The 14,316-nt window shown below is 55.3% G+C and carries 14 protein-coding genes; 11 read left to right on the forward strand and 3 right to left on the reverse strand.

The genetic code is table 11. The features are described 5' to 3' along the window. Window positions 1-41: 41 nt before the first annotated feature. Window positions 42-1,364, forward strand: coding sequence for a CBS domain-containing protein (locus GAH_RS05575; protein ID WP_048095217.1), 1,323 nt, complete (start codon window positions 42-44; stop codon window positions 1,362-1,364). A gap of 1 nt (window position 1,365) precedes the next feature. Here GAH_RS05575 and GAH_RS05580 read toward each other — a convergent pair whose 3' ends face one another. Then, window positions 1,366-1,965 carry a 3'-5' exonuclease gene (locus tag GAH_RS05580; protein WP_048095219.1) on the reverse strand — a complete coding sequence of 200 codons (600 nt, stop codon included), beginning with the start codon at window positions 1,963-1,965 and terminating at the stop codon, window positions 1,366-1,368. After that, window positions 1,959-3,536 carry a CBS domain-containing protein gene (locus GAH_RS05585; protein ID WP_048095222.1) on the reverse strand — a complete coding sequence of 526 codons (1,578 nt, stop codon included), beginning with the start codon at window positions 3,534-3,536 and terminating at the stop codon, window positions 1,959-1,961. Before GAH_RS05585 ends, GAH_RS05580 begins: the two co-directional genes overlap by 7 nt. 85 nt (window positions 3,537-3,621) lie before the next feature. On the opposite strand from GAH_RS05585, the gene GAH_RS05590 reads away from it, so the two are divergent. From GAH_RS05590 to GAH_RS05610, 5 genes are all read left to right on the forward strand, one after another. Next, complete coding sequence (locus GAH_RS05590) at window positions 3,622-4,581, forward strand: FecCD family ABC transporter permease (RefSeq protein WP_048095223.1); 960 nt, start codon at window positions 3,622-3,624, stop codon at window positions 4,579-4,581. Next, entirely contained in the window at window positions 4,571-5,329 is a 759-nt protein-coding gene (locus GAH_RS05595) for an ABC transporter ATP-binding protein (protein ID WP_048095224.1), read from the forward strand. The genes GAH_RS05590 and GAH_RS05595 overlap by 11 nt, the downstream gene beginning before the upstream one ends. Before the next feature lie 211 nt (window positions 5,330-5,540). Next, entirely contained in the window at window positions 5,541-6,545 is a 1,005-nt protein-coding gene (locus GAH_RS05600) for an ABC transporter substrate-binding protein (protein WP_048096776.1), read from the forward strand. Between the two features lie 42 nt (window positions 6,546-6,587). After that, entirely contained in the window at window positions 6,588-7,493 is a 906-nt protein-coding gene (gene argF / locus GAH_RS05605; RefSeq protein ID WP_048095226.1) for an ornithine carbamoyltransferase, read from the forward strand. Continuing rightward, window positions 7,490-8,266, forward strand: coding sequence for an NAD+ synthase (locus GAH_RS05610; RefSeq protein WP_048095228.1), 777 nt, complete (start codon window positions 7,490-7,492; stop codon window positions 8,264-8,266). Before argF ends, GAH_RS05610 begins: the two co-directional genes overlap by 4 nt. On the opposite strand, the gene GAH_RS05615 is transcribed toward GAH_RS05610, so the two are convergent. Next, entirely contained in the window at window positions 8,252-8,968 is a 717-nt protein-coding gene (locus tag GAH_RS05615; RefSeq protein WP_048095229.1) for a glucose-6-phosphate isomerase family protein, read from the reverse strand. The genes GAH_RS05610 and GAH_RS05615 overlap by 15 nt on opposite strands. A 111-nt stretch (window positions 8,969-9,079) precedes the next feature. Here GAH_RS05615 and GAH_RS05620 point away from each other — a divergent pair, with 111 nt between their 5' ends. The 5 genes from GAH_RS05620 (at window position 9,080) to cdhB (ending at window position 14,305) form a co-directional block, all read left to right on the forward strand. Then, window positions 9,080-9,550: a (Fe-S)-binding protein gene (locus GAH_RS05620; protein WP_048095231.1), complete on the forward strand. Its 471-nt coding sequence runs from the start codon at window positions 9,080-9,082 to the stop codon at window positions 9,548-9,550. Between the two features lie 2 nt (window positions 9,551-9,552). After that, entirely contained in the window at window positions 9,553-10,773 is a 1,221-nt protein-coding gene (locus tag GAH_RS05625) for a formylmethanofuran dehydrogenase subunit B (RefSeq protein WP_048096777.1), read from the forward strand. Next, window positions 10,774-11,172: a hypothetical protein gene (locus GAH_RS05630; RefSeq protein ID WP_048095233.1), complete on the forward strand. Its 399-nt coding sequence runs from the start codon at window positions 10,774-10,776 to the stop codon at window positions 11,170-11,172. Window positions 11,173-11,326: 154 nt separating this feature from the next. Next, complete coding sequence (cdhA, locus tag GAH_RS05635; RefSeq protein ID WP_048095234.1) at window positions 11,327-13,738, forward strand: CO dehydrogenase/acetyl-CoA synthase complex subunit alpha; 2,412 nt, start codon at window positions 11,327-11,329, stop codon at window positions 13,736-13,738. Window positions 13,739-13,759: 21 nt separating this feature from the next. Next, window positions 13,760-14,305: a CO dehydrogenase/acetyl-CoA synthase complex subunit epsilon gene (cdhB, locus tag GAH_RS05640; protein WP_048095236.1), complete on the forward strand. Its 546-nt coding sequence runs from the start codon at window positions 13,760-13,762 to the stop codon at window positions 14,303-14,305. Window positions 14,306-14,316 lie beyond the last annotated feature (11 nt).

Here is a 14,316-nt window from a genome sequence, read left to right on the forward strand (position 1 = left end):
GACCAAACTTTTTTATTTTTGTCTTGCAGAATTTTACAACAATGTCAAATTTCAAGCGAGTTGGCGACTTTGTGAAGAGATCTCCCGTGACCGTGGACTCTTCTCTCAGCATAAGGGAGACCGCGAAGATAATGGATGAGGAGAAGATCTCAAGCGTCGTTGTAATGAGGAACGGAGCCCCCTATGCTTTCTTCACAGAATCCGACCTGAGAAGGGTTGTTGGAGAGGAGATTGACCTCGGGAAGCCCGTTGGGGAGTTTGCAGGAACAAGGCTGATAGCCGTGAGCTCAGAGTCGTCGATCTTCGACGCCCTCTCCCTCATGGTTCAGCACGGGATAAAGCACCTCGGTGTGTTCGAGGACGGGGAGCTCATAGGCGTGATCACCCTCAGGGATGTGGCGTTCGAGCTGGGGCCCAAGTACATAAAGTACACGGCCAGAATTCACGGGGCGAAGAGGCTCGAGGACATAGCACTCGCGATGGACAGCTTCAAGCTCGACCTTGAGAGAGAGGCTATGAGCTACGTGGATCACCCGGAGATTGTTGATCCATACGTCTTCTTCTCCGAGATCTCCCACGTTGTTGACGCGATGATTGTAACCGCAGCGAAGCTCATCGGCATGCCAGCAGATGGGTACGCCTACGCCATCACAGGAAGTGGAGGGAGGAGCGAACAGTTCCTTCTGACTGACAGGGACACACTCGCAGTCTACAGCGACGATGACGTTCTCGCGTGGTTTTCAAGGCTTGAAAGAACGCTCGACAGCCTCGGGTTCCCGGGATGCGACCACGGATACACGTCTGACAAGTACAACTTCCACGTCAGTCAGGTGGGCGAGACCTGCAGGGAGTGGTCAACAAACGTGGAGAAGAACATAGTTAACCTCTCGCTCATCTCCGACTCGCGGTTTCTCCTTGGGGAGAGATCCCTGCTCGAGGAGATGAAGGAGTGCCTCGCCTCAAAGCTTGAGAAGAACAGGTTTGTCATCATCGCGTCGCTAAGATACAAGCCAGCACTGACGATTTTCGGCAGTCTGAAGGAGATCTTCAACTACAAGGCCGGCGCCATAGCACCGGTGGAGTATCCGGTCAGAGCGCTCGCGATAACCAACGGAATCATGCACGTGACAAACACGCTCGAGAGGATAAGGACTCTCGTGGAGGAGAGAATCATTCCCGAGGACATGGGAGACGATCTGGAGCATGCCTACACCATCCTGATGAGGAGGAAAATATGGCTTCAGGCCCAGAACAGGAAGGAGTTCCAGTCTTCCGAGGTCAACCCGATGGAGAGGACGCTGATAAGGGACGCGCTGAAGACCGTCAAGAGGTTTCAGGGGTACGTGGAGAGGAACTTCATATGACTCAGAACAGCATCCTCCTCCCGATCCTCACGAGGTCGATGACGTTCACGCTATAGTCTTCAAGCTGCGAAAGCTGCTTGAGGAACACGTAGGCTGTTGAGAACGCATCACCAAGGGCCGTGTGCCTCTGAAAGCCCTCCACGCGGTAAATTTTCATCAGGCTCTCGAAATCGAGCCTGAAGGTCACAGCCGAGCCCCTCTTCTTTATCAGCCACGCCTCGACCTCTGCCACATCCACGTACCTCTCCACCCTGAGCTTCTTCTTCAGCTTCTTCTTGAACGCGTTCTTGAGGAACTCCACGTCCACCCACACGGCATAGCCGACTATGACTCTATCATCGATCACCTCCTCTATCCTGTCCGCCACCTCCGCGAATGTGGGTGCGTCACGCAGGTCGCTCTCGGTAATCCCGTGGTACTTTATCGAGTCCACTCTGAACTTCTCGGGCCTTATCAGGGTGTAGAACGCCTCGTCGAGGTGTATTGTCATGTCCCTTACCGGAATCGAGGCAAAGGATATGATTTCGTCCTTCTTGGTGTTCAGCCCCGTGGTTTCGAGGTCTATGACGCAGAACTCAACGTCCCTGAGCCCCTCTACCATGATTTCATCCTTCTCGACAGCTCTTCCTGAAACTGCCTGAATATGCCCACCGACTTCTTGAGGATGACTTCATCCACTTTATCGCTTTTCTCGAACAGCTCCCTCCTCAGCCTTATCATCCTCACGGCCGAGTACGCCTCAACCGCGCTCTCGATAACATCCTCGCTCAGATCCATCTCACCTATCCTCTCCACGGTGCTCTTGGACGTGAAGTCGCCCTGCAGGATGGCGTAGAGCCTCGCCGCCCTGCACACAACCTCGTCGCAGTTCTCGATTGTGATGCGCTGCGAGAGCAGGCTCTTCAGCAGCTTTGCGACATCCCCCTTTAGCCTCTCAAGTCTCTCCTCGAGTTCCTCCCTGAAGCTCACATACCTCGCCCCGTCTCCGTGTATGTACCTTGAGTCCGCAAGGGCGGTGAGACCCTCAACGCTTTCCGCGAGGTCAGTGTACCTCCTGATCGATACGAAGTCGTAAGCGAGCCCGGAGGCATCACCCTCGATGACAGCGAGGTCGTACCTTATCGGCACCCTCACCTCTCTCCTTCCAAAGCTTCCTATGATCGCGACCGTTGCATCGAGATCTGCGCCCTCAACGAGCTTCCTGAGGATCTGGTCGAGAATGGGGACGTATATGGAGGATATCACCTCGTAGCTCAGCCCCGAGCGCGCCATGTTCTTCATTGAGCTCACGACCTCCTGCAGCAGCTCTCTAACTCTCTCCGGGTTTTCGGCCTTCTTGACGAGCTTGGGGTAGTTCAGGAGGGACGTCTGGGGCTCGAACTTCCTTATGAGGTCCTTGATCGTGACAACGCCCACCAGTTTCCCGTCTTCTGCAACCGCGAGGTGGTTCACGGCATTTTCAATGAACTTTATGTACGCATCCAGCAGGGATGCGGAGACGTCAACGGCCTTGACCGGGTGGCTCATGATACTCTCCGCCTTCGTGGAGAGGTCAAGCCCCCTAGCGAGGGATCTGACAACGTCTGTGTGGGTTATTATCCCGATCGGGTTTCCTCTTGGATTGGTTACAACAACACTTCCGACGTTCTCGTCAGACATCAGCCTGACGACCTCCTCCATGGTGGAGTCCGGGGAGCATGTGACTGGCCTCTTGCTGAGAATCTCTGAAACCTTCTTGGAGAACACGTTTATGAGCTCGTCCTCCTCACCCCTGAACAGCTCGCTGAACCTCATTGTGAGCAGCTTGTTGACAAACTCCGCAAACTCCTCGTTCCTCTCCATGAAGTCCTGAACGTCCTTTGCCTTGAACTCGAAGCATATTGTGTCTGTGATGGCCCTCGCCTCGAACTCTGTCTTCTCCTTTTTGATCGCGGAGATCAGCCCTGTGAACTCATTCTTCCCCACCACCTCGACCAGATCGTCTCCGTCGAACAGGCCTATCTCCCCGTCCCTGACCAGATAGATCCTGTCGAGAACCTTGTTCCTCTTGAACACCGTCTTCCCCGTCTTGTAGAGGGAGACGTGCATCTTGCTGACGAGCTCCTCCACCTCCTCGTCTGTGAGGAGGCTGAACGGCTTTATTCTGGCTATGTACTCGACCGGCGGTAACATCAGATAAATCAATTATTTAACATTATAAAAGCGTGTCCATTTCTTCCGAAACCTTAAAAATTCAGGGAACTTTACTGAACATCAAATGGTTCATACCTCGCAGGGAAGGATGGCGAAGGTGCTGCTGGTACTGGTGATCCTGCTGGCCCTCTCTTTTCTCCTGAGCATCGGCTATGGATCTTCCGGGTTTCTGCTCTCGTTTCACGACATACAGAGCAAGATTCTCGACTACAGGCTCAGGAGAACGATCCTTGCAGCACTCGTCGGTGCCTCACTCTCATCAGCTGGATGTGCGATGCAGTCCCTCTTCAGGAATCCTCTCGCAGACCCCTACATCATAGGCGTCTCGAGCGGTGCAAGTGCCGGGGCGAGCATCGCAATAGTGCTGGGTCTCGCCTCCTCGTCACTCAGCCTGATGCTTTTCGCGTTCGCCAGCTCGATCCTGACGGTCTACGTGGTTTACAGGATTGGTGGGAGCACGACGAGCTCTCTCCTGCTTGCCGGAATTGCGGTCGCCACGTTCCTGACCGGGCTGACCTCTCTGCTCATCTACATGGCTGGAGAGAGCATGCACAAGGTCATATTCTGGATAATGGGTGGCTTCTGGACGGCCAACTGGGTCAAGGTGGGGCTCATGCTCTTCACGGCATTTCTGGGCATAGCCCTGCTCTACGTCTTCGCATGGAGGCTCAACGCCCTGCTCCTCGGAGAGGAGCATGCGGAGAGCGTTGGAATTGATGTCTCGAAGTTCCGGGCGGTGATAGTTGCAATCTCCGCACTTCTGACAGCCTCTGCAGTCTCCGTCAGCGGAGTCATAGGCTTCGTGGGTCTGATAATCCCCCACACCATGAGGATGCTTCTCGGCTTCGACAACAGGGTTCTGATACCGTTCTCAGTCCTCTTCGCCATGGGGTTCATGCCTCTCGTGGATCTCGTGGCGAGAGTAGCTGTTCCGGGTGAGCTGCCGGTGGGGATAATAACCTCGATGCTCGGAGCACCGTTCTTCATATACCTGCTCAGGAGGGGGACGGGCTTTGGCGCTTGAGGTCAGGGATGTCGGGGTTGTGCTCGGCAGCAGGAGGGTGCTCGAGAGCGTGGCTCTATCGCTCAGAAAGAGGGAGCTCGTGGTTCTGCTCGGCCCCAACGGGAGCGGGAAGAGCACGCTGATGAAGGCGATTTACGGAATACTCAGGCCTGTCAGGGGCGCAATATACGTTGACGGAAGGGCCGTGCACTCGATGGACAGGAAGGAGGTTGCGAGGCACCTCGGATACCTTCCTCAGGAGAGCGAGTCCGCAAGCCTCAGGGTCATAGATGTTGTCCTTTTCGGCAGGATTCCCCACGTCCAGTTCTCTCCTTCAAGCAAAGACTACGAGAAGGCCATCCATGCCCTCAGGATGGTTGGGATGGAGGGCTACGCCCAGAGAAACTTCTCCGAGCTGAGCGGCGGGGAGAAGCAGAAGGTGCTTCTTGCAAGGATATTCTGTCAGGAGACCGACTACCTCCTCCTCGACGAGCCCACGTCCCATCTGGACATAAGGAGTCAGGTTGAGGTCATGAGGGTGGTGAGGAAGCTCGTGGACTCCGGTAAGGGGGCGCTTGTTGCGATGCATGATGTTAACTTAGCTGCCATGTTCGCGGATAGAGTCGTGATGGTCAAAAACGGGAGGATTGTGGTGCAGGGTGGTGTTAGGGAGGTTATAACTCCGGAGAACATCATGGAGGTCTACGGAATAGACGTGGAGGTCGTGAGGTACAATGGAAGTGTGGTGGTTGTTCCCAAGGTGCAGTGATCAGACGTACTGCTCGTAGACGTGCTCGAAGTACTCGCACCCTCCCTCCTTCAGGCATCCCCACTCAACGCACCACGAGTAGTTCTTGCACTCCCTGCAGTCCTTCATGGCCATCCCTCTCTTCCGCAACTTAAAGTTCTTTTGATTTGTTATAAGATAAAATGAATAACTTAATATAGCCGTGCCGTGCTGATGTTGGTGGGTGGTTGCGATGAAGAAGCTGATCATCATGCTGGTTCTTCTTGCAGCGATCGCGCTCTCGGGATGTGCTACAGAGAAGGAGCAGGCAGCAGCGCCAACGCCCACGCTCACCCCAACTCCAGAAAAAACCCCGACCGCAACACCCACACCAACGCCCACGCCAGCCGTGGAGAGGGTGGTGGTGACCGACGACTTCGGGCATGAGGTGGTCATAAACGGAACCCCTGAGAGGATAGTCTCGCTGGCTCCGAGCAACACGGAGATCCTGTTCGCGATAGGTGCCGGGGACAGGGTTGTTGGCGTCACCGACTACTGCAACTACCCTCCGGAGGTTGTTGAGCTGAAGAATCAGGGCAAGCTCACGAGCGTCGGAGGGTTCTCGACCGTTGACGTGGAGAAGGTCATCTCCCTCGATCCGGACTTAGTTGTGGCAAGCTTTGGAAACGGGGAGGAGGTCATCGAGGTTCTCAGGAGCTACGGCATACCCGTGATTGCCACGAATCCCAAGGATCTGGATGATGTTATGAAGGACATACTGATGATAGGCAGGGCCGTTGGTGAGGAGCAGAACGCTACAAAGCTCGTGGAGTGGATGGAGGAGAAGATCGGCGAGGTGAAGAAAAAAGCTGAGGGGTATGAGGAGCGACCGACGGTGGCACACATCCTGTGGAACGACCCCATATACGTCAGCGGCAATTCCACGTTTACCGACAACCTCATCGAGATTGCGGGAGGCGTAAACGCGTTCGACGACATCGATGGCTGGGGAATAGTCAGCTACGAGGATCTGGTCGCGAGGAACCCGGACATAATCATAGTCAACAGCGGAACCGGAATGGGTGGGGAGGGCGACATGCTCTACAAGTGGATAACGAGCGAGTTCCCAGATCTGAGCGCGGTCAAAAACGGGAGCGTGTACATGATCGACTCCGACATAATCTCGAGGCCATCCTACAGGCTCGTTTACGCGCTCGAGAACATCTCGGCATGGATTGAGGACTGGGAGAACCGCTGAGGAAAAGCAAACTTTATTAAATTTTTTATCATGTTACTGGGCATGGTAAAGCACCTGATCTCGATATCTGACCTCACGAGGGACGAGATTCTCGATATCATTGAGCTGGCCGAGAGGCTGAAGGATGAGAGGAGCAGGGGGGTGTTCAGGGACTACCTCAAGAACAGGAGCCTCGCCATGGTCTTCGAGCTTCCATCCACGAGGACGAGGGTCAGCTTCGAGGTGGCAATGACCGAGATGGGGGGGCACGCTCTTTACCTCGGCTGGAACGACCTCCCGCTCGGGAGGGGGGAGACAATAGCGGACACGGCCAGAGTCCTTTCCAGATACGTTTCTGCAATAATGGCGAGGGTCAGGAGCCATGAAACTGTTGCCGAGCTTGCCAGGCACAGCGACGTTCCGGTTATAAACGGCCTCAGCAATCTGGAGCACCCATGCCAGACCCTTGCAGACCTGCTGACGATAAAGGAGAAAAAGGGAGGATTCGACATAAAGCTCGCGTGGGTTGGGGATGGCAACAACGTCTGCAACTCGATGATTCTCGCCTCGGCAATCCTCGGGTTTGAGATGTTGGTGGCGACACCAAAAGGTTTTGAACCGAGTGAGAGTATACTGAAGTGGGCGCTGGAAAGGGGTGCTAGGGTTGAGCTGACGAACGACCCTCTGGCTGCCGTGAGCGGGGCGGACGTGATATACACGGACGTCTGGACGTCCATGGGTCAGGAGGCCGAAAGGGAGGAGAGGCTCAAGGCCTTCAGGCCGTTTCAGGTTAACGCGAGGCTGGTTGAGGGTGCGAAGGACGATGTGATAGTCATGCACTGCCTTCCAGCGCACAGGGGCGAGGAGATAACGGACGACGTCATAGACGGCAGCCACTCCGTGGTGTTCGATCAGGCAGAGAACAGGCTCCACGCCCAGAAAGCCGTGCTGCTGAGGCTGATATCATGATGTGGGAGAGGGTTGCCGACAGGATTTGCGACTTCATAAGGAAGAAGGTCGAGCTTGCGAACGCGGACGGTGTGGTTGTTGGTGTGAGCGGAGGTGTTGACAGCGCCACCGTAGCTTTCCTCAGCGTGAGAGCCCTCGGCAGCGACAGGGTTTTCGCGACAATCATGCCAGAGATCGGGGTGACGACCGAGGAGGATGTTGAGGATGCAAAGCTCGTCTGCGAGACTCTCGGCATCGAGTACAGGTACGTGGAGATAAACCCCCTTCTGGAGAGCTTCTCCAGAACATTCGGTGAAAGCGATTCCCTCGCGTTCGCCAACGTGAAGCCGAGGGTCAGGATGATAATCAACTACTACTACGCCAACAGGCTCAACAGGCTTGTGGCAGGGACAGGGAACAAGAGCGAGCTCAAGGTGGGCTACTTCACAAAGTACGGGGATGGGGGCGTGGACTTCCTGCCCATAGGCGACCTCTACAAGACCGAGGTCTTCGAGCTCGCCAAGTACCTCGGAGTGCCGGAGAGGATAATCTCGAAGAAGCCCTCGGCGAGGCTCTGGAAGGGACAGACCGACGAGGACGAGATGGGAATCAGCTACCAGAAGCTGGACGCCATACTGAAGGGCATCGAGGCCGGCATGGAGAAGGAGGAGATGGTTGAGAGGCTGGGAGTTAGCGCTGAAGAGGTGGAGAAGGTAATCTCAATGGTGGAAAAAAGCAGGCACAAGAGGGAGCTACCGCCCATAGCTCCCGTCAGGGGTTTAATCGACGTCTAAGGCTTTCTCAAACACCTCCCTATGCTTTTCCGGGTTTGTTAGCACCCCGAGGAGTTCGGGTTTTTCGAGCAGGTGGTACATCTCCCCATCGACATCGAACAGCTCGCTGGCCGCGCTCCCCCCCTCTCTAACCTCCGGCAGCTTCCTGTAGTTCCTGTTCTCAACCCATCCACCTGCCGTGAGGTAGTATCCAGCACCCCTCAGCCTTGCGTATGGCTCGTACAGTGACTGGAAGCTCCTGCACACCCAGTTGGACGTCACGAGCCTTTCATCGCTTGGGTTCACCATCACGTGGCCGTAGTCCGGGGGGACGAGCAGCATCTCCCCCTCCTTGACCTCGACGGCTATGAAGTCCAGAAGCTCATCCTCCCTCTCGCCCCTCTTCTGAAGGAGGAAGACCGCCCTGCCCTCTATCACCTGATAGAGCTCGGGGTAGCTGATCTCCCTGTGGATGGGGTGATAGTGACCGTATGTCTTGATGAACTCCTCTCCAATTCTCGCGGGAGGTATGACGGTGTAGTCGTACCTCAGTCCGAGCTCGGCGATTCTCCTTGCATCTTCCTCGCTGAGCGAGCAGTCCCTGTACATGTAGTAGGCCGGAAAGTTCTCCCTTAGCTGGTCAGGCTGGTAGAGCACGGGCTTCAAATCTTCGGCAAATCTGATGGCTGGCGTGAGCTCTTCAAAATTGACGAGCGGTTTCATGGGGTATTTTATGGCGTTTCAACCATTAAAATCTTTTCCCGGAAAAACAGCTTTTGGACTCGAACTCACAATTGCGAAATCTTAAACTATAAATTAGTTCAATCTTTAACAATGCCAATCACGCCAATGGAGATTTACAAGCTATTGCCGAAAACCAACTGCAAGAAGTGCGGAGAGCAGACGTGCATGGCCTTTGCCTTCAAGGTCGTCAACAGGGAGAGGCAGATCGAGGAGTGCACGCCGCTTTTTGAGGAGGCGAAGTACGAGAAGCAGAAGGAGGAGCTGCTCAAGCTCCTCGAGCCCCTGAAGGAGGCAACCGAAACGGGGCTGATAGTGGACGAGTCGAAGTGCTCCGGCTGTGCGAACTGCATCGTCGTCTGTCCGGTGCACGCTGCGGAGGATCCCTATGGTTCTGGGAGCGGCTACGGGCCGAAAATTGAGGATCCGATTTACAGGCTTGAGAATGGAGTGCTGAAGGTAATTAACATGCAGAAGTGCAGAAGGTACGGGAAGAACAGGGTTCTCTGCGTCGCCTGCAGGGAGAACTGTCCAAGCGATGCTATAAGCTTTCTGGAGGGATGATCATGCCGGTGACCTGTGCTGGATGTTCGTGTCTTTGTGACGACATAGAGGTTAAGGTTGAGGGGGACAGGATAACCCACGTACTGCATGCATGCAGGAGGGGGGCCGGGATATTCCTGAACCACCAGTCCTCGAGGGCCAAGCCCAAGGTCGATGGCAGGGAGGTGGACTTTGACTCGGCAATCGAGAGGGCTCAGGAGCTGATAAAGGAGTCGGAGAACCTCGCGATCTACGGCCTCGACACGACAACCCTCGAGGCCCAGAAGCTCGCCATAGAGCTCGCTGAGAAGAAGGGAGCTTACATTGACGACAACTCGACGTTCTGCCTCGGAGACTTCGTGGAGATGGTTCTCAGGGGTGAGCTGCCCAGCACGACCCTTGAGGAGGTGAAGAACAACGCCTACGTGATCGTCTACTGGGGCGTTGATCCCTACCACAGCCTCTCGAGGCACATGTCCCGCTACACCTACTACCCGAGGGGGGGGAAGAGGCAGCGCGGATACGAGGAGGACAGGTTCCTGGTGGTGATAGACGTCAGGAAGACCCACACAGCGAAGCTCGCCAAGAAGAACGCCAGGTTCTTCGAGGTCAAGGACGACCTTGAGATAATCGAAGCTTTCAGTCAGGCGCTCGAGGGGAAGGCTCCGAAGATCTACGCAAACGACATCCCGAGAGTCCTGAAGGAGATGGAGAAGGCCGACTTCAACGTAATATTCGGGGGGCTCGGGCTGAAGTACGGGCTGAAGGGAAACTACGAGCCGTTCAAGGAGCTTGTGAGGAAGATGAACGAGAAGACGAGCGTGTACTTCATTCCGGCCGGCTGCCACCCGAACATGAGGGGCTTCAACGAGCTAATGTTCGAGAAGACGGGGAGCATAAACAAGTACAGCTTCAGGGAGCAGAAGTCCTCCGAGGACTATGCGTTCTACAGGCTCCTTGAGAGCGAGTCGATAGACACTGCCATAGTGATCGGCACAGACCCCCTGAACTCGCTGCCGTTTGAGTATGCGAAGAAGCTCGCTAAGATCAACACCATCGTCATCGACCCGCGCGTCACCTTCACGGGAGAGGTGGCCAAGGTCGTGATTCCATCGGCGATAGCCGGCGTTGAGGCTGGTGGTACAATGGTTAGAAGCGACGGGGTCAGGGTGGAGCTGAAGCCTGTGTTTGAAAGCGAGGTCAATGACGAGACGATCCTCAGGAAGCTTCTGGAGGTGGTGTGAATGCCGTTGCAGTTTTCCAAGTTTCTGAAGAAGATCACCGTCGAAGTCGTCGTTGCGAGGTCGAGCTTTCAGGTTGAGGCGATGGACAAGGGCAAGTTCACGGACGAGTACGTGGAGAAGTCTGCGGTCATCTACTTCACCGAGGAGTTCGCCAAGAGCAACGGGCTGAAAGAGGGCGATGTTGTGAGGGTGACGAGGGCCGGGAGGAGCGTGAACGTGAAGGTGGCGATCTCAGATGTCGCCCCCAGCAGCGGAGCGTTTATGCCCAACAGCATCTACACCTCCTACCTGACAGACTTCGACAGCTTCAAGCGGTTCGAGGCATCGATCGAGCCCGTCAGTGGAGGTAGTGTTACCAAACCGGAAGAAATTATGCAGATAGTGTTAAACGATTCTTAATTTATTATTAATGCTGCGAAAAATAGGTAATGTTTTATAGTTGTATAGAGCGGAGTTTAATTCAAATGGAGGGTCGAGAAACGCCCGAAACGAATATATACTTTGGAGTTAAAAATAACGGAAATATGGTTTTCGGTTTAAGAGGTGGTATGGTATGGCATTCGAACTGAAAAAAGGTTTGTTCGCAATCGACGAGATGCGGAACGTTAGCATAAAAATAGGGAAGGTAATTGACGAGGCAGAGGAATGGGACGAGCCGATGGGGCCAACGCCAAAGCCCGGAATACTTGAGCTGAGGAAGTGGGACCACAAGCTGCTCGACAGGTTTGAGCCGTTCTACGCCCCGATGTCTGACTACTGCAACCTCTGTACGATGGGGCCGTGCGATCTTTCAATGAACAAGAGGGGCGCGTGTGGTATTGACCTGAAGACCGCGAAGGCCAGACTCGTCACAATTGCGTGCTGTATTGGTGCTTCCGCGCACACGGCTCATGCGAGGCACCTCCTCGATCACCTGATTGAGGAGTACGGTGAGGATACCCCGATTGATCTTGGCCCGGACGTGAATGTTGAGGCGCCCAACATAAGGACGGTAATTGGAATAAGGCCCAGAACCCTCGGAGACCTCAGAGAGGCCCTCGACTGGGCTGAGAAGGAGATCGTAAAGGTTCTCCACTCCGTGCACATCGGAAACGAGGAGAGCTACATCGACTACGAGAGCAAGGCCCTGCACGTCAGCATGGCGGACCACATCGGAATGGAGGTCGCGGACATCGCCCAGATTGTCGCGTTCAACCTGCCCAAGGCTGAGCCGGACACGCCTCTTGTGGACACGGGCTTTGGAATAATAGACAAGAACAAGCCCGTCATCGTTGTTGTTGGCCACAACGTGATGTACTCCAGGCCGATAATGGAGTATCTGGAGGAGCAGGGCAGGATTGACGACTTTGAGATCGCCGGCCTCTGCTGCACCGCGCATGACATGACGAGGGTGAACGCTAAAACCAAGATCTTCGGACCGCTCAGCTACGAGCTCAGGGTTATAAGATCAGGTCTGCCTGATGTGATGGTCAGCGATGAGCAGTGCATCAGGGCGGACCTGCTCGAGGCGTGCAAGGCTGTCGGCATTCCACTCATAGCCACGAGCGATGCTGCGGTAAGGGGACTGCCGGACGTCAGCGACTGGCCGGTTGACAAGATTGTTGATGCCCTTGTCAGCGGGAAGCTTCCGGGTGTGTTCCTGCCCGATCCTGAGAAGGTCGGACAGGTCGCGCCGCTTGTTGCAGAGGCGATGTTCAAGAAGCACGGTGGAGACAGGAAGTACAGGTTCTTCGCCACCGAGGAGGACATGTGGAACGAGATCAACAAGTGTACGCAGTGCATGAACTGTGTGTTCACCTGCCCGCACAACCTGAGGATCGACCAGGGAATGGCGCACGCCCAGAAGACCAAGGACCTCAGCAAGCTCGCCGACCTCCAGGAGAGGTGCATCTCGTGCGGCAAGTGTGAGCAGGCGTGTCCGAAGAACATCAAGATCATAAACGTGATAATGTCCGCCGGATTCGATCAGCTCTACAACAGGACCGGCAAGACGAGGGTCGGAAGGGGCCCAGTGCAGGACACCGAAATCAGGAACGTCGGTCAGCCGATCGTCATGGGTCAGATTCCGGGTGTGATTGCGGCAGTTGGATGCCCCAACTACCCGGACTACGCGAGCGACCTGAAGGTAATCCTCGAGGAGTTCCTCAGGAGGAAGTACATCGTCGTCACCTCCGGATGTCACGCGATGGAAATCGGCATGACCAAGGACGAGGACGGTCAGACCCTCTACGAGAAGTACTCGGGAAGCTTCGATGCAGGCGGCCTCGTCAACGTGGGTAGCTGTGTCTCCAACAGCCACATAAGCGGTGCGGCGATAAAGATCGCCAGCATATTCGCCATGAGGCCGCTGAGGGGCAACTACGCCGAGATCGCCGACTACGTCTTCAACAGAGTTGGTGCGGTCGGATTCAGCTGGGGACCGTACAGCCACAAGGCTGCGAGCATCGCAACGGGGTTCAACAGGCTCGGAGTGCCTGTGGTTGTTGGACCGCACGGCACCAAGTACAGGAGGGCGTACATCGGCAGGTACTACAAGCCGGAGGAGTGGTGGGTGTACGACATCAAGACCAAGAGCAAAGTGAACATCGAGCCCGCTCCGGACTCACTGCTGGTTGCCGTCGAGACCAAGGAGGAGGCCATAGTCCAGCTGGCGAGGCTCGCCATAAGGCCGAACGACACGAGCCTCGGAAGGCAGATCAAGCTGACCCACTATCTGGAGCTCAGCCAGAAGTACCTTGGTGCGCTGCCTGACGACTGGTACCTCTACGTCAGGAGCGAGGCCGATCTGCCGCTGAAGATGAAGGACGAGCTGCTCCACATACTCGAGAGCGAGTACGGCTGGAAGATCGACTGGAGCAAGAAGAAGATCCTTGAGGGACCGATCAGGGGCTTTGATGCTGGATTCAACCCGACGCTCGTTGAGGAGGTTTACGAGAAGTATGCGGGCGAAAAGCCCCCACAGTAAATTTTTTCGGAGGTGTAACTGATGGCGGTTAAGAAGGAGGAGAAGTATCCCGTGGCAAGAAGGTATCAGGTTGCAGACATTCAGGTAAGCAGGGACGCCACGCCCGTAAAGCCGAGCGTGGTTGTAAATCTGGTCAAGAAGGCCAAGCACCCCGTGCTCGTCACGGGTGGAAAGCTGCTCAAGGAGGAGAAGCTTGTAGAGTACGCGGTGAAGTTCTACGAGAAGGGCATTCCAATAATCGCCACTGGCGGATCGAGCAAGCCCCTCATTGAGAGGGGTGTGAAGCCCCAGTCCATAGTGTTCCCGCTGCACTACGTGACCCAGTTCATGCTCGACGAGGAGTGGCAGGGCTTTGATGGCAAGGGCAACTACGACGTCGTGCTCTACCTCGGCTTCCTGCCCTACTACCTCTCCAGAATGCTCTCTGCCCTGAAGCACTTCTCGAAGATAACGACGATAAGCCTCGACGAGTTCTATCAGCCTCATGCGAAGTTCAGCTTCACGAACCTTACCGCAAATAAGGAGATGCACTATCAGATGCTTGAGGAGGTTTTGAACGGTCTTTAGAGGAGGTGATT

This window comes from Geoglobus ahangari, assembly GCF_001006045.1.
Taxonomy (GTDB): domain Archaea; phylum Halobacteriota; class Archaeoglobi; order Archaeoglobales; family Archaeoglobaceae; genus Geoglobus; species Geoglobus ahangari.